The organism is Amycolatopsis sp. NPDC004378, from assembly GCF_053602455.1.
The window spans coordinates 77,332-96,539 of sequence record NZ_JBSGDR010000007.1 but is presented as its reverse complement, the minus strand read 5'-3'; the positions used below and the strand labels follow the sequence as shown (position 1 = coordinate 96,539).

Below are 19,208 nucleotides of genomic sequence, written 5' to 3'. Positions count from 1 at the left end.
GACCGGTGGCCGGGTCGCCGCGACGACCCGGCCACCGGCCGGCACACCTCGGGGGGACTCCCCGGTCAGAGCGAGAACACGATCAGCGCGGCGCCGTGTCCCTGGCCGGACATGCCGGGCACGATGCCCTCGAGCCAGCCACCCCAGCCGACCGGCACGGCGATGTGCTGCTTGCCGTCGACGGTGAAGGTGCTCGGGCTGCTGTGGTGCCCGCTGCCGCACTGGAAGCTCCAGAGCTTCTCGCCGGTCTCGGCGTGCAGCCCCAGGAACTCACCCTCGGGGGTGCCGGCGAACACGACCTTCCCCGCGGTGCTGAGGGTCGACGCGGCCATCGGCATGTTGTTCATCCGGTGGCGCCACTTCTCCTCGCCGTGGGAGTCGAACGCGCTGACCGAGCCGGCCATGTTGTCGATGTCGACCTCGACGGCGGCACCCCAGTAGGGCATGCCCTCCTTGAACTCGCGGCGACGCCGGGTGGCCGTGGCGCCCACGTCGGCGACCGGCACGTAGAACAGGTCGAGGTCCGGGTTGTAGGAGGCGTGCGTCCACTCCTTCGCGCCGGCGGGACCGGGGTAGAAGTGGCAGGGCTCGCCTTCCTTGTCCGGGTACTTCCGCGGCGTCACCTTGCCGTCGCGGGTGATGACGCCCCAGTCGATCCGGTCCACGAACGGCGTCACGTGCTGCAGCTCGCCGTTGGTGCGGTCGAGGACGAACATGTACCCGTTCTTGTCGAAGTGGGCCAGCAGCTTCTTGCCGTCCCGCTCGAACAGGGTCATCTCCATCGTGGAGTCGTAGTCCCACAGGTCGTGCGGGGTGAACTGGTAGTGCCACTTGATCTCGCCCGTGTCGACGTCCAGCGCGACCACGCTGTCGGTGTAGAGGTTGTCCCCTTCCCGGACCTCGCCGTCGAAGTCGGGCGCCGGGTTGCCGGTACCGGCGTAGTAGAGGTTCAGCTCCGGGTCGAAGGTGCCGGTCACCCAGTGGTTCGCGCCGCCACGCTGCCAGGCCTCGCCGTCGGCGGGCCAGGTTTCCGACCCGGGCTCGCCCGGCTTCGGCACCGTGTAGGTGCGCCAGCGCTGCTCGCCGGTCTCCAGGTCCCAGCAGTCGATGTGGCCGCGGACGCCGTACTCGCCGCCGGCGGAACCGGTGATGAGCGTGTCCTTGATGACCAGCGGGGCGATCGAGGCGCTCTCGCCCGCGCGCACGTCGCCGATGGTCTTCTGCCAGACCTTCCGGCCGGTGGTGGCGTCGAGCGCGACCAGCTGCGCGTTCTGGGTCACCATGTACACCTTGCCGTTGGCCACCGCGCAGCCGCGGTTGACGTTGGCGCAGCACAGCGTCACGTCGATCGGGATCGCGTGCTTGTAGCGCCACAGCTGCTCGCCGGTCTTCGCGTCGAGCGCCCACAGCCAGCCGTCCCAGCCGGTGACGAACATGACGCCGTCGACGACCAGCGGGCAGGCCTCGAACGCGTAGGTCGAGGTCGAGGCGATCATGCCGGTCGCGCTCGCCTGGAAGATCCAAGCGACCTTCAGGTTCTTGACGTTGTCGACGGTGATCTGGTCGAGCAGGCTGTGCCGCTTGCCGTCGTAGTCGCCGTAGTAGGTGATCCAGTTGTCGGCCTCGCTGCGCGCCCGGAGGATGCGCTCGTAGTCGACGCCGCGCGTCACGTCCGGCGCGCGGTGCGGCAGGTTGGACAGCTTGCTGTGGTCGAACGCCTTGCCGGCGTCGACGTATTCGAGGGTCATGGTGGTTCCTGCCTTCCTACGGCCGCGGCTGGGCGGGTCGGTCGAGCTTGGCTTCCGGCGGCACCTCGCCGGTCACGACGATGGCGGCCTGCAGGCCGCGGCCCTCGTCGTTGCCGGCCGGGGAGCCGTACCAGTAGCAGCCGGGGCCGTCCAGCTCGAGGGTCGCGCTGCCCTTGGAGTGGTTCAGCAGCCCGATGAACTGCCGGTCGCCGTTGCTGGGCAGCAAGCAGGCGTGGGTGTTCTTGTCGTCGTTGATGATCGTCAGCTCGAGGGTGCCCGCGTGCGGCATGATCAGCACGCCCGGCTCCCACGCCATCGCGTCCTCCGGGATCCGGATGGTCGCTTCCATCGTCCCGTCGGGACGTTCGGTCGCCTTGGCGATGGAACCGGTGCCGAGCACGGCCCCGATGGTCGCCTTGTTCTGCCCGTTGAGCTCGGCCAAGAGATCTTCGCGTTCCCGGGCGATCGTCATCGGACTTCACCTCCTACAGCGGCTGGTTCGCACTTTTCGTTGTCCTGCAACGCGTTCGGACACTACCTCCGGCGGAGTGGTTCCGATATCCGTTGCCACACAATGGCTCTGCTCCACCGTTCACCCGGCGAGAGGTACCGTTCAACGGAGGTCGAACCGGTCGAGCTCCATGACCTTCCCCCACGCCGCGGCGAAGTCCCGGACGAACTTCCCGCCGGCGTCCTCGCTCGCGTAGACCTCCGAAAGCGCTCTCAGTTCGGAGTTCGATCCGAACAGGAGGTCGACGCGGCTCGCCGTCCACTTCGGCTCGCCGGTCTCCCGGTCGCGGCCCTCGTAACGGTTGCCGTGCTCGCCCGGTGTCCACAGTGTCCTCATGTCGAGGAGGTTGACGAAGAAGTCGTTGCTCAGCACACCCGGCGACTCCGTCAGCACCCCCACCGGAGACCGGCGGTGGGTGGCGCCCAGTACCCGCAGCCCGCCGACCAGCACCGTCATCTCGGGCGCGCTCAAGCTGAGCAGGCTCGCGCGGTCGACCAGCAGGTGCTCCGGGGGCAGCCGGAACCCGTCGCCCAGGTAGTTCCGGAAGCCGTCCGCCGTGGGCCGCAACGCTTCGAACCACTCGACGTCGGTCCACTCCTGGGTCGCGTCGGTGCGCCCGGGCCGGAACGGGACGCCGACCTCGTGGCCACCGGCCGCGGCGGCGTGTTCCACCGCGGCACACCCGCCGAGCACGATCAAGTCGGCCAGCGAGACCAGCTTGCCTTCTCCCCCGGCGTCGAACCGCTCCTGAATCCCCTGCAGCACCGGCAGCACGACGGCCAGCTGCCCGGGTTCGTTGACCGCCCAGCCGCACTGCGGTTCGAGCCGGATCCGCGCCCCGTTCGCCCCGCCGCGCTTGTCGCTGTCGCGGTAGGTCGAAGCCGACGCCCACGCCGTGGCCACGAGCTGGGCGACGGTCAGGCCGGAGGCGAGGATTTCGCTTTTGAGGGCGGCGATGTCGTCGCTGTCCACGAGTTCGTGGTCCACCGGCGGCACCGGGTCCTGCCAGATCAGCCGTTCGGCCGGGACGAGCGGCCCCAGGTACCGCTCGATCGGGCCCATGTCGAGGTGGGTCAGCTTGAACCAGGCCCGCGCGAACGCGTCCTCGAACTGGTCCGGGTGCGCCAGGAACCGCCGCGAGATCGCCTCGTAGCGCCGGTCTTCCTGCAGCGAGAGGTCCGTGGTGAGCATGACGGGGTGGTGTTTCACGTCCGGGTCGAAGGGGTCCGGCACGGTGCCCTCGCCCCCGCCGTCCCGCGGGATCCACTGCCACAGGCCCGCGGGGCTGAGCTCGACGTCCCACTCGTATTCGAACAGCGTCTCGAAGAACGTGTGATCCCACTGCACGGGCGTGCGCGTCCACATGCCTTCCAGTCCGCTGGTGACCGTGTCGGCCGCGATGCCGCGGCCGTGCCCGCCGGCCCAGCCCAGGCCCTGCGCGGTGAGCGGCGCCCCCTCGGGCTCGGGGCCGCAGACGAGGTTCGGGTCCGCCGGGCCGTGCGTCTTGCCGAAGGTGTGCCCGCCCGCGATGAGCGCGACCGTCTCCTCGTCGCCCAGCCCCATCCGCTTGAAGGTTTCGCGGATGTCGCGGGCCGCGAGCCGCGGGTCGGGGTTGGTGGCCGGGCCCTGCGGGTCGACGTAGATCAACCCCATTTCCGCGGCCGCGAGGGGTTCGTCGAGCTCACGCAGGCCGCGGTAGCGGTCTTCGGCCAGCCACTTGAGTTCCGGGCCCCAGTACGTCTCGTCGGGCTCCCACACCTCGGGCCGGCCGCCGCCGAACCCGAAGGTCTTGAACCCCATCGATTCCAGCGCCCGGTTGCCCGCGAAGACCATCAGGTCCGCCCACGAGATCTTGCGCCCGTACTTCTGTTTCACCGGCCACAGCAGCCGGCGTGCCTTATCCAGGTTGCGGTTGTCCGGCCAGCTGTTCAGCGGGGCGAAGCGCTGCATCCCGGCGCCCGCACCGCCTCGGCCGTCGCTGACGCGGTAGGTGCCCGCGGCGTGCCAGGCCATGCGCAGCACGAGCGGCCCGTAGTGCCCGAAGTCGGCGGGCCACCAGTCCTGTGACGTCGTCAGCACTTCGTCGATGTCCCGCGCGACCTCGCCGAGGTCCAGCGACGCGAACTGCCCGGCGTAGTCGAAGTCCGCGCCCAGCGGGCCGGCTTCGGGCAGGTTGCGGCGCAACGGCTTCAGGTCGACCCGCTCCGGCCACCGGTCCGCGGTCGTGCGGCGCGCCGCCGGCCGGGTCTCGCCCAGGACCTTGTCGTAGGTGCGGTAGGTGTGGGTGTCGGGGTTCTCGGGCATCGGATTCCTCGCCCCCCAAGGGTTCAGCCGAACACGAGCGGCAGCAGGATCGCCGCGCCGACCAGGGAAATCCCGCTGAAGAGGTCGGCGCGGACCCGGACGACCTTGGCGGCCATCCGCCCGATGTACAGCCCGGCGAACGACATGAGCACGGTCATCGCCCCGAACGTCAGCATCGGGATCACGAGGGAGAACCCCGCGATGCCGAGGCCGGCTCCGGCGATGAAGTTGTCGATGGTCAGCGAAAGCGGCATCCCGAAGAGCGTCACCCACGGGTGGTCCATGTCCTCCGGCTCCGGGTTCCGGATCGCGCCGACGATGAAGTACACGCCGTACAGCCCGAGCGCGGCCGCGCCGATGTACTCCGCCGAGTCGCCGAGGAAGTCGCCCAGGTAGTGCCCCAGGAACCCGCCCACCAGCGGGCCCACGGCGTCCCACACCCCGAAGACGAGCGCCACCTGCAGCGCGCGCCGCCAGCCGAACGGGATGGTGCCGATGGCGATCGACGAGCGGAAGTTGTCGAGGCTGAGCCCGAAGGCGAGGGCGAGCAGCGGAAGAAATTCAAGAGTCACTTGAACCACCTCGAAAGGAAGACCAGGGTGCTGCGGGGAGAGCGGCTGGCTGCGCATGGCACAAGGCCCCGGCCCGAGAAGGTTTCCGGGATCCGGGGCCTTGCGCCGGCGCGGGGCGACACGGGCTCTGCGGCCCGGCGGTCAGCCCCGGTAGAAGTAGCCGGTGGCCTCGGCACAGACCTCGACGACCGTGTACTCCGGGGTTTCCCACTTCATGTCCTGCTCCTCCTGTCGACCGGGCATTCGTGTTCCGCGCAACTCCGAGGACAACGTCGCGAAATTTCGCGGTCATCAAGGAGCATCTTGGATTTAACGGAGCAGCCGCAACCGACCTCGAACCAGTGGTCGGCAACCGGTGCCGAACGGCACCCCGGGAACCACGAGCGGGGAGGGCGGGGGCACCGGCAGTGCCGGCGCGGGCGACCACGGAGGCTACACTGCGTGACACGGTGCGGGGCATGGGAAAAGCCGAAGGCCCACCCGGCAATTGCTATGACACTACACCCGATATGCGGACTTAGACTTCGGGTGTGCGCATCTACCTCGGCTCCGATCACGCCGGCCTCGACCTGAAGAACCATTTCGCCGCACGGCTTTCCGCACTCGGCCACGAGGTGACCGACGTCGGCCCCCACACCTACGACGCGGAAGACGACTACCCGCCGTACTGCGTCGAAGCGGCACGGCGCGTCGTCGCCGACCCGGGCAGTCTCGGTGTCGTCATCGGCGGTTCCGGCAACGGGGAACAGATCGCCGCGAACAAGGTGCCCGGCGCCCGCGCCGCGCTGACGTGGAACGTCGACACCGCCCGGCTGGCCCGCCGGCACAACAACGCGCTGCTGGCCGCGCTCGGCGCCCGGATGCACCCGGTCGAGGAGGCCGAGCGCATCGTGGACGCGTTTCTCGCGGCGGAGTTCGAAGGTGGCCGCCACCAACGCCGGCACGCCCTGCTCGACGACTACGAACGCACCGGCGAGCCACCCGCCCTCCCCTGACGGCCCGCCCGTCGTGTGCGTGAACGGCCGCCCACCGCGAGAAGATCACCGTGGCACGGTCCGGTCGCGAGCACGCCGCCCGCCAGCCGTCCGGGAAGTCCCGACACGAATCTGTCCGTGAGGTCCTGGGACAGCACACCGCTCACGACCGCAGGCGGTGTTCGATCCGCTCCCACAGGCCCGGGTGGTCGGAGACCGCGCGGCCCGCGTCGCGGGCGGCCCACGCCGAGGCGACCACGGCCGCGAGCAGCTCGCCGTGGTCGCCGGTGTCCGGCACGCGGAGCACGCCGTCCGGCCCGATGCCGAGCCGGGCCTCCCGCGGGACGGCCCGCAGCGGCCGGGCCGGTTGCAGCAGCCCGCTCAGGTCGCCCGCGACGTACGTCGGACGCGTGGCGCGCCCGGCGAAGGCCAGGTCGCGCAGCCGCGAAGACCCGCTCAGGACGAACAGCGAGTCGAGGCCGGCCGAGTTGGCGCCTTCGATGTCGGTGCCCAGCAGGTCCCCGCACACCAGGGTGCCCGGCCGGTCGGTGCCGAGCCGGGCGCGGGCGAGGTCGAACAACGCGGCCTGCGGCTTGCCGACCACGTGCGGCGACGCGCTGGTCGCCGACTGGACCACCGCCACCAGCGCGCCGTTGCCGGGCGCTCGCCCCGAGGGCGTGGGCAGGGTGAAGTCGACGTTCGTCGCCACCCAGGGGACGCCCGCTTCGGCCAGGTGGCCCACCGCCGCGAGCTCGCGCCAGGTGACGTCGGACCCCAGTCCCTGCACGACGGCTTCGACCGGCTTGTCGGCCAGGTCCGCGACACGCACCGGCGTCAACCCGGCTTCGGCGAGGGCCTGCGCGACGCCCGGCCCGCCCACCGCGCACACGCGTGCTCCCGGGGCCAGCCGCCGCGCCAGGTGCGCCGCGGCCGCCTGCGCACTGTTCACCACCGACCAGCCCCGCCCCGCGACACCGAGTTCGCGGAGGTGGTCGCCGACGTCGGCGGGGGCGCGGGACGCGTTGTTCGTCGCGAACACGATCGGCACGCCGTCCGCCGTGACCCGGTTCAGGGTCGCCACGGCGTGCGGAACGGCCAACCGGCCGCGGTAGACCACGCCGTCGAGATCGCAGATGAGGCCGCGGTACCGGGCGACGAGCGACGTCATGCGAACCGGTGCTCGGACTTGACCATCCGCACGGTGTCCGGCCGGGAGCTCAGCACCATCGACTGCGTGGTGCTGCGGCCCCAGTGGTGCTGGACCCCGCGCAGCAGCTCGTTGGTGGTGACGCCGGTGGCGCAGAACAGCACGCGCTCGCCGCGCACCAGGTCGCCGGTGTGGAGGACCGTGTCGAAGCCTTCGGGCCGCAGCCGGGCCTGCAGCGCCCCGCCCAGGCAGGTCAGGGCGGCCGCGGCGAGAACGCCCGCCGCCGCTCCCCCGGTGCCCATCAGCAGGTCGATCGCGCTCTCGGGACGCGCCGCGGCGATCGCGCCCGCGACTTCACCGCCCTCGAGCAGGTGGACCCGCGCGCCGGCGTCGCGGATTTCGTTCGCGAGCTCCCGGTGCCGTGACCGGTTGAGCACCGCGACGACCACGTCCGACACCCGGACGTCCTTGGCCTCGGCGACCGCGCGCAGGTTCTCCGCGACCGGCCGGGCGATGTCGACGACGTCGGCGCACTCGGGGCCCACCGCCAGCTTCTCCATCACGGCGTCCGGCGGGGCGTCGTAGAGCGCACCGCGTTCCGCCACGACGACCGCGGCGAGCGAGTCCGGCACGTCCCGGACCGGCGACAGCGCGCCGTCACCCGCGAGGACGGCGAGGTCGCACACCGGCCCGTCCCCGCACCCGACGTCTTCGCCCCGCAGCTCGTCTTCGCCGGCCACCACGACGCCGCGCATCGGCACGGCCATGAGGTGGTCGCGCAGCGCGCCGGTCGCGGCGGCCTTGGCGCTGTCCCGTTCGACGCGGCCGGTCCACCGGCCGGCCGCGATCGCGGCGGCTTCGGTCGCCCGCACGAGTTCGAGCGCGAGCGCCTGGCCGGGTCCCCGGGAAACGCCGGTGGCGACCCGTTCCTGAGTACTCATCACTCTCGATTCACTCGGGTGGATACCGCGGACGGCCGGATCGGGACCACTGGGAAGGCTTCCGGCCGCCCGCGGCGGATCGGGGTCAGCGCGCGGCGGCGTTCGCGATCGCGCGCTCCGAAAGGGCCTTCTGAGCCGCGGCCAGGTTGTCGTCGTCGCCCCGCCAGGTCTCCAGGGCGGGCCCGACCAGGGCCCGGCCGAAGGAGAACGTGAGTTCCCACGGACGCGGGCCGAGGTGCTGCATCGCGCCGAGGTGCTGCGTCGCCACCTCCGGACGCTGCCCGCCGGAGAGGAAGGCGATGCCCGGCACGGACGCCGGCACCGTCTCGCGCAGGGCCTCGACCGTGGCCTCGGCGACCTCGGCGACCGAGGGCCGCTCACCGCTGCCGGTCCCGGCGACCACCATGTTGGGCTTGAGGACGATGCCGTCGAGCTGGACCCGCATCAGGTCGAGCTCCTCGAACAGCTCCGCCAGGACGGCGGTCGTCACCTGGCGGCAGCGCGCCAGCGAGTGGTCGCCGTCCATCAGCACCTCGGGTTCCACGATCGGCACGAGGCCGCCCTCCTGGCAGAGGCCGGCGTACCGGGCCAGGGCGTGCACGTTCGCGCGCACCGCGGCGGCGGACGGCGTGCCGTCGCCGATCGTGATCACCGCACGCCACTTGGCGAACGTCGCCCCGCCGCGCGCGTAGGCCGCGACGCGTTCGCGCAGCCCGTCGAGGCCTTCGGTGATCTTCTCCTCCGGCGCGCCCGCCAGCGGCTTCGCCCCGGTGTCGACCTTGATCCCGGCGAGGATCCCGATGTCCTCGAGGTACTGCGGGAACGTGCGCCCGTCGCTCAGCTGCTGGTGGAACGTCTCGTCGGCGAGGATGACGCCGCTGATCGACTCGGACAGCCGCGGGGTCGTGACGATCAGCTCGCGGTACGCCCGGCGGTTCTCCGCGGTGGCCTCGACACCGACCTTCTCCAGCCGGGCGGACATCGTCCCGATGCTCTCGTCGGCGGCGAGGATGCCGCGGCGGTCGGACACCATGGTTCGCGCGATCTTGTTCAGGGCAGACACTTTCCTTGCTCCTCCTGCGGTCGGCGCTCAGGCGATGGATTCGTGGACGTCGATCGCCAAGCTGGGGTTGCGCGTCCTCGGCCGCTTGCGCGAGCCGGCTTCTCCCGGTTTTCGCCCCGGCACGACGACGGGCACGGGAGCGCCCTTCGACGCGGCGATCTCCACGAGCTCTTCCGCGTGTTCCGGGAGGCCCCGGCGCTCGCTCCACGCCGCGTAGAGGGGCTTGGCGGGCATTTCCCGGTCGACGGGCACCAGGTGCAGCCGCCCTTCCGCGAGCTCGGCGCGCACGGTGGAGACGTTCAGCACCGTCACCCGCCGGCTGGTCGCGACCGCCTGCTTGATCGCGGACGTGGACGGGAACTCGACGTAGCCCTGCGGCACGCCCGCGGTTCCGAGCAGCTCGTCGGTGAACTCCCGGAGCCCGGAGCCGCGCTCACGCAGCACCAGGGGCGCGGCCGCCAGCTCCGGCACCGTCAACGGGGTGCTTCGCGCCGCCCACGGATGCCGCGAGCCGACCACCACGGCCAGCTTGTCGTCGCAGATGTACCGGGTCACGAGCTCGTCGCGGGCCTGCTGCCGGGGTCCGCCGGCCTGGCACCAGCCGTCGATGAAGGCGAGGTCGACGTGGCTCGCGCGGATCAGCTGCCGCAGCGAGTCGACGCTGCCGGTCTGCACCTCGACCCGGGCCTCGCCGAAGGAGAACCCGAGCCGGTTCAGCCATTCGGGGATCAGGTGCTCGGCGATGGCCGGGCTGCCCGCGACGCGAAGCCGTTTCGCTTCCGAAGACCTTGCCCCGGAACCGAACTCCAGCAGCTCGCGCGCCGCCTGCATGACGTTGCGGGCGTACTTCGCCAGCAGCTCGCCGTCTTCGGTGAGCTTCGAACCCGCGGGCGAGCGTTCCAGCAGCCGGAGCCCGAGCCGGCGTTCCATCGCGCTGATCCGGATACTGGCGGCCGGCTGGGAAAGGCTGTGCGCCTGCGCGGCTTTTCCCACGCTGCCGTGACTTTCCACCGACAGCAGCAGATCGAGGTCGGCGAGCTGAGGCATCTTGGACGGAAGAACCATGGTTTCACCCTCTCGCTCGGAACCTGCGACTCGCGGTCGGCAACGACCTTGCCCGGCAACGGAATCCGTGGTCAACGGGCCGGGCACGAACAGACGGGGCACAGGCACGAACGGCGCGCGAAGGGCCTTCTGCGGGCCCGTTCGCCGTTCAGGGGGCCGTGACGCGGCTCACGGTCCCGTTCGTGGCACCACCGGCGCCGTTCGTCCTCGGCGGACCGCCGCTCGTTCGGGCCGCCCGCATGATGAGCAGCTCGGCACGCTCGTCCCGCACGGCCTTCAGCACCTCTTCGGACAGCGGTTCGCGCTCCAGGAGGGCATCGGTGTCCGCCAGCACGCGCGGCTCGACGGTGGTGAACCGGGGGTAGAGCGCCCGGGCGAACTCGGGCCGCGCACCGTCCGCCAGCGCCCGGAAGTAGCGGTCGGCGTACGGGGTCAGCAGCGTCTCTTGCCCCGGCTGCCGGAATCCCGCCATGACGGCCTTCTTCTCCGCCAGCGAAAGGTCGTCGCCGAGCAGCCGGTCCCACGCTTCTTCCTTCGCGGCCTCTGTGGACCGTGCGGCTTCGGCCGTCAAGGCGTTGCGGCGACCGGCTTCCCCGGGGTCGGCTTCCCGCGCGACGTCCAGCAGCCCGTCGATGTCCCCTCCGGTCGACGCTAGCCGGACCAGGCACCGCCACCGCAGGTCCCGGTCCACGGCCGGCTGCGCCCAAGGCGATCGCCCGTGCACCATTTCCCGCAGCAGGCCGTGCTCGTCGGCCTCGGCGACAGCGACGAAGGCCCGCACGAGCACCAGCTGCCGATCACTGCCCGGACGGGCACCGGCCAGCCGCTCCCGCACCCGGCCGGCCAGCACGCGACACGCCGCGGGATCCCCGTGGACCTGGACCGCCGTGACGGCTCGCTCCAGAAGCGTCTCCAGGACGCCGTCGCTCTCCACCAGTCCGTGCCGGACCACGGCGGACGCGTAGTCCCGGGCGGGCAGGCGCGCGTCGAGCACGTCGTCCCACAGTGCTCCCCAGACGACCGCACGCGCGCGCGGGTCATCCACTGTGGACAAACCGCGCAACGCCGAACGCCGCGACCGCGGGTCCAGCCGGACCTTGACGTGGCACGCCGCGTCGGCGTTGGGCACCAGAAGATCATCGAACGCGGCGATCCGCAGGTTCAGGTCTCGCGGCGGGACGCCGGGCAGCTGCCTCACTCGACCGTCCACACGGGACACCTTGACCGTGTTGACACCGGGGCGCACCAGCCACTCGGCCACCCAGCGGTCCACGTCCACGTCCGACACGTCCCGCAAAGCCGTCACGAAGTCCTCGAGGGCGGCATTGCCCCACGCGTGCGTGCGCAGGTACGTCCCCACCCCGGCGTAGAAGGCCTCCCAGCCCACGCGCTCGGCGAGGTCGTAGAGGACGGCCGCGCCTCGCTTGTAGACGATCGGGCCGAAGTTCACCCGCGCCGCCTCCGTGTCGGGGGTGTCGGCGCGGATCGCGTGGCTGGTGGGCAGCCGGTCGGCGTGCCGGGCCGCGGGCAGGGCGTGGTGGGCGTACGCGGTCCAGCCCTCCCCGAACCGCGTGACCTCGGGCTGCGCGACGACCGACATCAGCTCCGCGAAGGCCTCGTTCAGCCACAGGTCGTCCCACCAGCGCAGCGTCACGTAGTCGCCGAACCACATGTGCGCCATTTCGTGCAGCAGTACTTCGGCCCGCCGCCGCCGCTCGTCCTCGGTGACGCGGCCGGCGAACAGGAACCGCTCGTTGAGCGTCACGCAGCCGGGGTGTTCCATGCCCCCGAACGCATACTCCGGCGCGAAGACGTGGTCGTACTTGGCGAACGGGTACGGGAGGGCGAACCGCCGGCCGTAGTGGTCGAGGCCGCGGCCGACCACGGCGAAGATCTCGGGCGCGTCGCCCGCGAGCTCCTCGGAGAGCGACTTCCTGGCGTAGAGCGCCATCGGCACGCCGCGGTGCGCCGACCTCACCCGGTGGAACGGGCCCGCGCAGAACGCCACCAGATACGGCGGCAGCGGGGGCGTCCGGCCGAACCGCCACTTCGCACCGGACTCCGCCGGGTCGGTGTTGGCGACGACGACCCAGTCGTCCGCTACCGCGACGGAAAGCTCGACCGTCGCCTTCAGGTCGGGCTGGTCGAAGCAGGCGAACACCTTGTGCGCCGCGAAGGGCTCGAACTTGGTGTGGAGGTAGACCCGGCCGTCGAGCGGGTCGCGGAACCGGTGCAGCCCCTCGCCGGTCCGCGAGTACGGCGCCGTGCCGGTCACCCGGACCGTGTTCGCGCCCGGCCGGACGTCGAGCCGGACGCGCGTCCCCGCGTGCGCGTCCGGCACCTCGAACCCGTTGCACGACACCGACTCGACCGCACCCTCGAAGTCGAGGAAGACGGGCGCGCCGGTCCGCGCCCGGAACCGGACCACCGTGCTCGTCGCGAAGTCCCGCTCCCCGGCGGTCAGGTCGAGGTCCACTGTGTACTCGACGCCGAAGACCTCGGCCGACCGCGCGGCCGCCTCGTCCCGGGTGAGGGTCATCGGCCTCGTGCGGACACCGTCGGCCGGCGGTACTTCGGCTCCCCGCCACCGGCGTCCTCCTGGTTCGCCCGGACCAGGGCGTCCTGCACCAGGTGGTGGTCCGGCGAGTGCTGGCACACCGGGTCGGTCCGGCCCGCGTCGCCGGTCAGGGCGAAGGCCTGGCACCGGCAGCCGCCGAAGTCCAGCTCCTTGCGCGGGCAGCTCCGGCAGGGGTCCGGCATCCAGTCCGTGCCCCGGTACGCCTCGAACGCGGGCGACTCCCCCCAGATCCACCCGAGGTCGTGGTCGCGCACCGAAGGGAACTCCGTCGTCGTGATCTCCGCGGCGACCGGGCACGGGTAGACGACGCCGTCGGGGGCGACGGTCAGCGCGTTCTGCGCCCAGCCGCCCATGCACGGCTTGGGGTACGGCTCGTAGTAGTCCGGGAGGATCCAGAGCAGCTCCGTGGTCCGCGCCAGTTCGGCCTTCCGGCGTTCGTAGACGCCGACCGCCTCGTCCAGCTGGGTCTTGCTCGGCATCAGCAGTTCACGGTTGCGCAGCGCCCAGCCGTAGTACTGGGCGTTGGCGAGCTCCAGCCGTTCCGCGCCCCACCGCACGCAGACGTCGATGATCGCGTCGAGCCGGCCCAGGTTCAGCCGGTGCAGGACCACGTTCATGTTCAACGGCAGCCCGGCGTCGCGGATGATCCGTGCGGCGGCTTCCTTCTTGTCGAACCGCTTGCTCGCCGCGACCAGGTCCGTCGATTCGGCGGCGTCGCCCTGGATGCTCAGCTGGGCGCTGTTGAGCCCCGCCGCGACGAGCGACGCCGCCCGCTTCTCCGTGAGCCCGAGGCCGCTGGTGATCAGGTTCGTGTACAGGCCCAGGCGGCGGCACTCGGCGACCAGCGACTCCAGATCGCCGCGGACGAGCGGTTCCCCGCCCGAAAAGTGGACCTGCACGACGCCGAGCTCGGCCGCCTGGCCGATGACCCGGGTCCAGTCCTCGGTGGCCAGCTCGTCCGGCCGCTCGATCAGCGCCAGGGGGTTCGAGCAGTAGACGCAGTGCAGCGGGCACTGGTGGGTGACCTCGGCCAGCAGGCCGAACGGCTGCGGGGTCACGGGACCACCACCCAGCCGCGGCCGCTGGCGTCCTCGAGGAACGACATGACGTCGTTGGTGAGGTCGGTCGCCTCGAAGTCGCGCTCGAGCTGGTCGACCAGCTGCCGCACGGTCCGGCTGCCGTCGCACAGGCCCAGGATCGCCGCGCCGGACTTGTTCAGCAGCACCACCCGTTCCGGGAGCAGGAGCAGCTCGACGTCCCGGACGCTGTCGTGCTTGAGCATCGCCTTGGTCGCCAGCCGGGGCATGGCGGTGAGGTCGTCCGCGTCCATCACGAGCTCTTGCCGTAGGCGAGTTCGACGGCGTCGAGCAGGCTCCAGAGGACGTCGCACTTGAACTCCAGTGCCCGCGCGCACGCATCCTGCTGCTCCCGGGAGGTGGCGTGGTTCAGCACCAGCTCGAGCAGGTGCGCGATGTCCTTGGGCTGCTGCGTGAGCCGCGCCCGGAAGTACTCCAGGCCGTCCGGCGCGATCCACGGGTAGTGGTGGCTGACGTCGGTGATCCGCCGGCTGAGCAGGTCCGGCGCGAACAGTTCGGTCAGCGCCGAGGCCACGGACTCCAGCCACGGCTGCGTGCGGCAGAAGTCCACATAGGCGTCGACGGCGAAGCGGACGCCGGGCAGCACCGTGCCGGTGTCGAACAGCTGCTCACGGGTCAGGCCGACGGCTTCCCCGAGCCGGACCCACTTCTCGATGCCGCCTTCGTTCCCGGTGCGGCCGTCGTGGTCGATGATGCGCTGGATCCACCGGCGCCGGTCGTCGCGGCCGGGCAGCTTGGTCAGGATGAACGCGTCCTTCACCGGCAGGTTCACCTGGTAGTAGAACCGGTTGCGGACCCACCCCCGGAACTCCTCTTCGGTCAGCGAGCCCGCGTGCATCCGTTCGTTGAACGGGTGCAAATGGTGGTACCGCTTTTCTCCGATCGACCGCAACCGCGCTTCGAACTCTTCCGCGGACCAAGCGTTCATACTTCCACCTCCAGACCGGCTCTGCCGACCTCGATGCCCAGGCTCGTCAGCCACTGCCGCTCCTGGGACCCTTCGTCGAGGATCGGGTTCGTGTTGTTGATGTGCGTGTAGATCTTGCGTTTCGCGGTCAACGCGGCCAGCGCGCGAGCGGAACCGTCGGCGCCGCCGACCGGCAGGTGGCCCATCGAGCGGCCGGTCCGGCTTCCCGCGCCCCGGCACGACATTTCGTCGTCGGTCCAGAACGTGCCGTCCACGAAGACGCAGTCGGCCGAGGCCACCTGCCGGGCGAAGTCCGCGTCCCACCGGGGCAGCGTCGGCGCGTACACCACGGTTCCGCCCGTGACCTTGTCTTCCAGCCGGAAGCCGATCTCCCACTCCGCCGTGGCGCGCTGCGGCGCGTGCCGCGAACTCCCGACGTACCGGGGTGCCTTGGACCCGGTGAGGAACGCGGTCGCCCGCACCCGGTCGTCCAGGTCCAGGGGCGTGCCGACGTCGATCCGGGACCAGGTGAGGTCCGCGTAGTCGCCGAGCAGCTCCCGGACCGGGAAGAACGAGGTCAGCGCCTCGAGCACGGGCGCCGTCCCGTACACCGTCAGCGCCGAGCCCTCGCGCAGCACCAGCAGGCCGATCGTGTGGTCGAACTCGGCGTCCGTCAGGAGCACCCCGGCGACCGGCGTCTCCCGGATCCCCGGGCCCGGGTGCAGCGCGGGATCCGCCGCGATCTGGTGGTGGACGTCCGGGGTCGCGTTCAGCAGGAACCACCGCTCGCCGTCGCCGGAAACGGCGATCCCGGCGTGGTTCGTCGCGGCTTCGGGCTTGGCGCGCGCCTTCCGGCAGCCGGCGCACGCGCAGTTCCACTGTGGATAGCCGCCGCCCGCCGCGGCGCCGAGGCAATGGACGAACACCACCCTCACCCCTCCCGCACCGTCGGCCTGGCCACCACCTTCCGCGCCCGCGCCGGGACGGGGCAACCGCCCGCGAACGACCGGCGCCGGATCACGGACGAACGGCGACCGCCCGGCCACGAGCGGCGCGCGGTCCGGCCGGGTATTCGATCTGCGCATCGGGGGATTGCGTTTTCGCATGTCCGGGGCGGTTGCCGGGGTTCGGGTGCGGCGGTGATGGTGGGTGGACTCAGCCGTTCCCGTACCGATGAGGAGAACATCGTGCAGTTGCAGGTGGCGTTGGACGTCCTGGACCTCCCCTCGGCGCTGACCCTGGCCCACCAGGTGTCCGAGCACGTCGACATCCTCGAACTGGGCACGCCGTTGGTGAAGTCGGCGGGGATCGCGGCGGTGACCGCGATCAAGGCCGCGCACCCGGACAAGCTGGTCTTCGCCGACCTCAAGACCGCCGACGCCGGCGAACTCGAAGCCGCGCTGGCCTTCAAGGCCGGCGCCGACCTGGTGACGGTGATGGGCACCGTCGACGACGACACCATCCGCGGCGCGGTCGCCGCCGGCCGCCAGCACGGCAAGCAGGTCGTCGCCGACATGATCGGCGTCGTCGACGGCCGCGTCGCCCGGATCCGCGAAGTCGCCAAGCTCGGTGTTTCGTTCGTGGAGATCCACGCCGGACTCGACGAGCAGGCGCGTCCGGGTTACTCGATCGAGCAGCTGCTCGAAGACGGCCGTCTCGCGGGAGTGCCGTTCTCCATCGCCGGTGGCGTCAAGGCCGGCACCATCGCTTCCGTCCGCGAAGCCGGTGCCGTCGTCGCCGTTGCGGGCGGCGCGATCTACAACGCCCCCGACCCCGGCGCCGCCGCGGCCGAACTCAAGCGGCACGCCACCCGCTGAACCTCGGGAAGGAGCCGGCGTGGAAGACCGGAAAACACGTGCCCGCGACACCTACAGCTCCTTGATGCTGCAGGCCGCCGGCGTGCTTCGGTTGCGGTACGTGGAATGCAGCCAGGACACCAGCCTGTCCCCCGCCGCGGCGAACGAGCTGGCGGACGTCTTCGAGCGCGTCGCCCACGGGGACCCCGCCTTCGACCAGGTCGACCCGAAGGAGGCGATCGCGCTGGCGAACCGCCTGCTCGACGACGACCACCCCGAGCTGTCGGGGATGTGGCCCCAGCCCCGGTGAGAACCGACGCACCCGGGGATCGATCGCGCTCAACGAGGAGTACCCGATGACCACCACCGCCGTTGCCACCGAAGCCCCCGCCCGCTCCGCACCCCCGGGCGATCCCGCCCTGATCGGCGTGCCCACCTTCATCGTCGGCGCGACCGCGCTCGGCCTGGTGCTGACCGGGTACGTCCCGGCCGCCGCCGTCGGCGCGTCGATCGCGATCATCCTGCCCGCGACGGGCGTGGGCCAGCTCGTCGCCGCCGTGTGGGCGGCCGCGCTGGGCGAGAGCGCCGTCGCCGCGGTGTTCGGGGTGTTCGCCGGGTTCTGGCTCAGCTACGCGGCGCTGGTCCTCGGCCTGATCCACGGCTGGTTCGGCGTCTCCCCCGACGCGGCGGTCGCGACGCAGGGCCTGTTCCTGATCGCCTGGCTGGTCACGATCGTCCTGCTGACGCTGACGACGCTGCGGCTGCCGGCCGCGTTCACGGTCCTGTTCGCGCTGGTCGACCTCGCGCTCGCGCTGGTGCTGTACGGCACGGTGGCCGGCTCGACGACGGCGACGACCTTGGGCGGCTACGCCGTGTTCGCGTTCACCGCGGTCGGCGTGTACCTCTTCGCGGGCGCGGTGTCCGCCGCGACGGGCGGCAAGCCGCTGCCGCTGGGCCGTCCGGTGCTCGCCTGAGGCGAGCCGCTTCAGCCCGCCTGGGTCCGGATTCCGGCCAGGCGGGCTGCCGCGGCGAAGCCGTCGTCGGTGCCGGGCCAGTGGGCGCGCACGGCGTCGATCCCCGCCCGGCGGACGACCCCGCGCAGCACGGCGGTGGCGATGATCGCGTCGTCGGCGTGGCCCAGCAGGGGGATGAAGTCGGGGATCAGGTCGATCGGCAGCGCGAGGTAGGCCAGGAGCAGGGCGAGCCGGATCCGGACGCCGCGGGGCAGGGCGGGGTCCGCGGCCAGGCGCCGGATGAGCCGCAGCACGTCGGGCAGCAACCGCAGCGCCTCGCGCAGGAGCCCGCCCCGCGGCCGGACGAGCACGAGCGCGACGATCAGCGCGACCCACGCCAGCACGAGCGCGGCGCCGGCCCCGATCAGCAGGTCCGCCCAGAACGAACCGGTCACCGCTCGTCCACGACGCGCAGGCGGGGCGCCGGACGGTCGGGCGCTTCGGCGTGCAGGGCGGCTTCTTCGAAGTCGGCGAGTTCGGTGGCGGCCAGGTCGACGGCCTCGCGGGCGGCCTGGCCACCCGGCGCGCCGAAGTAGTCGCGGGCGGCGATCTTGTCCAGCCAGCTCCGGAAGCGCTGCAGGTCGGCCTCGGACTCCTCGACTTCGGCGTAGGTGACGTTGCCGCGCGCCCGTTCGTCGGCGAGTTCGCGGCGCAGCGCGGGCAGCCGCTCGAGGACTTCGTGGTATTCGACGTCGCGGGCGGCGTCGAGCTCGGCGATCACGGCCTGTTCCTCGGCCGGGTCGGTGAACTGCATCGGCAGCACCCGTGCGGTCCCGCCCTGGTGGCGGACCCGGTCGACCAGGCGGCGGACCTCCCGCACCACCTCGGGCCGGGCGGGCAGCAGGCACACCGACTGCTGCAGGTAGAGCGCGCCGAGCGAGCGGAGCTTCCGCCAGACCTGCACGCGCAGCGAGTCGGGGGCGCCGGCCGTCGACACGCTGATCACCAGCCAGCCCCGGGCACGGGGTTCGATGCTCATGCCGCCAGGTTACGTTCGTAACATCAGACTGGTCCAGTCGTAACAACGGACGGCCGCTCCAGCCACACCGAATCCGGGCCGCCGTCGGCGTCGCTCTCCCGCCTCAGGTACGTGAAGCCGTGGTGGGCGTAGAACTTCGCCGCCCGCTCGTTCCCCGCGATGTGCGCGAGCCGCACGGCCCGGTGCCGTCCCGCCGCGTGGTCGAGCACCTTGCGCAGCAACGCGGACCCGGCGCCGGTGCCCTGCGCCTCCGGGACGACGTAGAGCTTCCATACGACCAGGACGTCGTCGACCGGCCCGAAGCTGGTCATGCCGACGATCTCCCCCGTGGCGTCCTCCGCGACGAAGGTGCGCGCCACGGCCTGGCTGAGGAGGTCGCCGGACCACCACCGGGCCAGCCCGTTCGCGACGTAGTCCTTGCCCGCCAAGGGTTCGTAGGTGGGTGGCCAGGTCCGGTGCCCGACCGCGGCGATGGCGGTGACGTCGGCCTCGACGGCCCTTCGGATCAGCACG

20 protein-coding genes are annotated in these 19,208 nt (G+C 71.7%); 4 read left to right on the top strand and 16 right to left on the bottom strand.

Annotated features, from left to right (window positions below):
* Positions 1–65: 65 nt before the first annotated feature.
* From ACWEN0_RS22235 to ACWEN0_RS22220, 4 genes are all read right to left on the bottom strand, one after another.
* A complete protein-coding gene (locus ACWEN0_RS22235; RefSeq protein WP_451976467.1) occupies positions 66–1,748 on the bottom strand; it encodes a PQQ-dependent dehydrogenase, methanol/ethanol family in 1,683 nt (560 codons plus the stop codon).
* 16 nt (positions 1,749–1,764) lie between these two features.
* Positions 1,765–2,220, bottom strand: coding sequence for an MSMEG_3727 family PQQ-associated protein (locus tag ACWEN0_RS22230; protein ID WP_451976464.1), 456 nt, complete (start codon positions 2,218–2,220; stop codon positions 1,765–1,767).
* A 141-nt stretch (positions 2,221–2,361) separates the two neighbouring features.
* On the bottom strand, positions 2,362–4,563 hold the full coding sequence (gene katG / locus ACWEN0_RS22225) for a catalase/peroxidase HPI (protein ID WP_451976462.1): 2,202 nt from the start codon (positions 4,561–4,563) through the stop codon (positions 2,362–2,364).
* 23 nt (positions 4,564–4,586) lie between these two features.
* Positions 4,587–5,135: a manganese efflux pump MntP gene (locus ACWEN0_RS22220; RefSeq protein ID WP_451976459.1), complete on the bottom strand. Its 549-nt coding sequence runs from the start codon at positions 5,133–5,135 to the stop codon at positions 4,587–4,589.
* Positions 5,136–5,665: 530 nt separating this feature from the next.
* Here ACWEN0_RS22220 and ACWEN0_RS22215 point away from each other — a divergent pair.
* A complete protein-coding gene (locus ACWEN0_RS22215; protein ID WP_451976456.1) occupies positions 5,666–6,130 on the top strand; it encodes a ribose-5-phosphate isomerase in 465 nt (154 codons plus the stop codon).
* 142 nt (positions 6,131–6,272) lie between these two features.
* Here ACWEN0_RS22215 and ACWEN0_RS22210 read toward each other — a convergent pair whose 3' ends face one another.
* The 9 genes from ACWEN0_RS22210 to pqqB all read right to left on the bottom strand — a co-directional run bounded on the left by ACWEN0_RS22210 (position 6,273) and on the right by pqqB (position 15,836).
* Positions 6,273–7,277 (bottom strand): HAD-IIA family hydrolase, encoded by a 1,005-nt coding sequence (locus tag ACWEN0_RS22210; RefSeq protein ID WP_451976453.1) that lies wholly within the window; start codon positions 7,275–7,277, stop codon positions 6,273–6,275.
* Positions 7,274–8,197 (bottom strand): fructose-bisphosphatase class II, encoded by a 924-nt coding sequence (locus ACWEN0_RS22205; protein WP_451976450.1) that lies wholly within the window; start codon positions 8,195–8,197, stop codon positions 7,274–7,276. The genes ACWEN0_RS22210 and ACWEN0_RS22205 overlap by 4 nt, the downstream gene beginning before the upstream one ends.
* 85 nt (positions 8,198–8,282) lie before the next feature.
* Complete coding sequence (locus ACWEN0_RS22200; protein ID WP_451976447.1) at positions 8,283–9,260, bottom strand: class I fructose-bisphosphate aldolase; 978 nt, start codon at positions 9,258–9,260, stop codon at positions 8,283–8,285.
* Between the two features lie 27 nt (positions 9,261–9,287).
* A complete protein-coding gene (locus ACWEN0_RS22195) occupies positions 9,288–10,325 on the bottom strand; it encodes a LysR family transcriptional regulator (RefSeq protein WP_451976444.1) in 1,038 nt (345 codons plus the stop codon).
* Between the two features lie 148 nt (positions 10,326–10,473).
* Positions 10,474–12,864 (bottom strand): M1 family aminopeptidase, encoded by a 2,391-nt coding sequence (locus ACWEN0_RS22190; RefSeq protein WP_451976441.1) that lies wholly within the window; start codon positions 12,862–12,864, stop codon positions 10,474–10,476.
* The gene (gene pqqE / locus ACWEN0_RS22185; protein ID WP_451976438.1) at positions 12,861–13,961 is read right to left on the bottom strand and encodes a pyrroloquinoline quinone biosynthesis protein PqqE; all 1,101 of its coding nucleotides are present in this window, start codon (positions 13,959–13,961) and stop codon (positions 12,861–12,863) included. The genes ACWEN0_RS22190 and pqqE overlap by 4 nt, the downstream gene beginning before the upstream one ends.
* A complete protein-coding gene (pqqD, locus tag ACWEN0_RS22180; RefSeq protein WP_451976435.1) occupies positions 13,958–14,233 on the bottom strand; it encodes a pyrroloquinoline quinone biosynthesis peptide chaperone PqqD in 276 nt (91 codons plus the stop codon). Before pqqD ends, pqqE begins: the two co-directional genes overlap by 4 nt.
* Positions 14,233–14,928 (bottom strand): pyrroloquinoline-quinone synthase PqqC, encoded by a 696-nt coding sequence (gene pqqC / locus ACWEN0_RS22175; RefSeq protein ID WP_451976432.1) that lies wholly within the window; start codon positions 14,926–14,928, stop codon positions 14,233–14,235. The genes pqqD and pqqC overlap by 1 nt, the downstream gene beginning before the upstream one ends.
* Complete coding sequence (gene pqqB / locus ACWEN0_RS22170) at positions 14,925–15,836, bottom strand: pyrroloquinoline quinone biosynthesis protein PqqB (protein WP_451976429.1); 912 nt, start codon at positions 15,834–15,836, stop codon at positions 14,925–14,927. Before pqqB ends, pqqC begins: the two co-directional genes overlap by 4 nt.
* A 258-nt stretch (positions 15,837–16,094) precedes the next feature.
* On the opposite strand from pqqB, the gene hxlA reads away from it, so the two are divergent.
* From hxlA to ACWEN0_RS22155, 3 genes are read left to right on the top strand one after another with little or no spacing between them, the layout of a single operon-like run.
* The gene (gene hxlA, locus ACWEN0_RS22165; RefSeq protein ID WP_451976426.1) at positions 16,095–16,724 is read left to right on the top strand and encodes a 3-hexulose-6-phosphate synthase; all 630 of its coding nucleotides are present in this window, start codon (positions 16,095–16,097) and stop codon (positions 16,722–16,724) included.
* 19 nt (positions 16,725–16,743) lie between these two features.
* Complete coding sequence (locus tag ACWEN0_RS22160; protein ID WP_451976423.1) at positions 16,744–17,013, top strand: hypothetical protein; 270 nt, start codon at positions 16,744–16,746, stop codon at positions 17,011–17,013.
* Positions 17,014–17,059: 46 nt separating this feature from the next.
* The gene (locus tag ACWEN0_RS22155; protein WP_451976420.1) at positions 17,060–17,677 is read left to right on the top strand and encodes a GPR1/FUN34/YaaH family transporter; all 618 of its coding nucleotides are present in this window, start codon (positions 17,060–17,062) and stop codon (positions 17,675–17,677) included.
* Between the two features lie 11 nt (positions 17,678–17,688).
* Here the strand turns inward: ACWEN0_RS22155 and ACWEN0_RS22150 are convergent, their stop codons facing one another.
* Genes ACWEN0_RS22150 through ACWEN0_RS22140 form a run of 3 tightly spaced genes read right to left on the bottom strand, consistent with a single transcriptional unit; the run spans position 17,689 to position 19,207 of the window.
* Positions 17,689–18,111 carry a YkvA family protein gene (locus ACWEN0_RS22150; protein WP_451976417.1) on the bottom strand — a complete coding sequence of 141 codons (423 nt, stop codon included), beginning with the start codon at positions 18,109–18,111 and terminating at the stop codon, positions 17,689–17,691.
* Entirely contained in the window at positions 18,108–18,695 is a 588-nt protein-coding gene (locus ACWEN0_RS22145) for a Chromate resistance protein ChrB (RefSeq protein ID WP_451976415.1), read from the bottom strand. Before ACWEN0_RS22145 ends, ACWEN0_RS22150 begins: the two co-directional genes overlap by 4 nt.
* A gap of 23 nt (positions 18,696–18,718) precedes the next feature.
* A complete protein-coding gene (locus tag ACWEN0_RS22140; RefSeq protein ID WP_451976412.1) occupies positions 18,719–19,207 on the bottom strand; it encodes a GNAT family N-acetyltransferase in 489 nt (162 codons plus the stop codon).
* Position 19,208: the final 1 nt, after the last annotated feature.

Coding starts and splice junctions, on each gene's coding strand:
- ACWEN0_RS22210 (WP_451976453.1), bottom strand. CDS start 7,277: ATGACGTCGCTCGTCGCCCGGTACCGCGGCCTCATCTGCGATCTCGAC.
- katG (WP_451976462.1), bottom strand. CDS start 4,563: ATGCCCGAGAACCCCGACACCCACACCTACCGCACCTACGACAAGGTC.
- ACWEN0_RS22230 (WP_451976464.1), bottom strand. CDS start 2,220: ATGACGATCGCCCGGGAACGCGAAGATCTCTTGGCCGAGCTCAACGGG.
- ACWEN0_RS22145 (WP_451976415.1), bottom strand. CDS start 18,695: ATGAGCATCGAACCCCGTGCCCGGGGCTGGCTGGTGATCAGCGTGTCG.
- ACWEN0_RS22155 (WP_451976420.1), top strand. CDS start 17,060: ATGACCACCACCGCCGTTGCCACCGAAGCCCCCGCCCGCTCCGCACCC.
- pqqD (WP_451976435.1), bottom strand. CDS start 14,233: ATGGACGCGGACGACCTCACCGCCATGCCCCGGCTGGCGACCAAGGCG.
- ACWEN0_RS22195 (WP_451976444.1), bottom strand. CDS start 10,325: ATGGTTCTTCCGTCCAAGATGCCTCAGCTCGCCGACCTCGATCTGCTG.
- ACWEN0_RS22205 (WP_451976450.1), bottom strand. CDS start 8,197: ATGAGTACTCAGGAACGGGTCGCCACCGGCGTTTCCCGGGGACCCGGC.
- pqqC (WP_451976432.1), bottom strand. CDS start 14,928: ATGAACGCTTGGTCCGCGGAAGAGTTCGAAGCGCGGTTGCGGTCGATC.
- ACWEN0_RS22235 (WP_451976467.1), bottom strand. CDS start 1,748: ATGACCCTCGAATACGTCGACGCCGGCAAGGCGTTCGACCACAGCAAG.
- ACWEN0_RS22190 (WP_451976441.1), bottom strand. CDS start 12,864: ATGACCCTCACCCGGGACGAGGCGGCCGCGCGGTCGGCCGAGGTCTTC.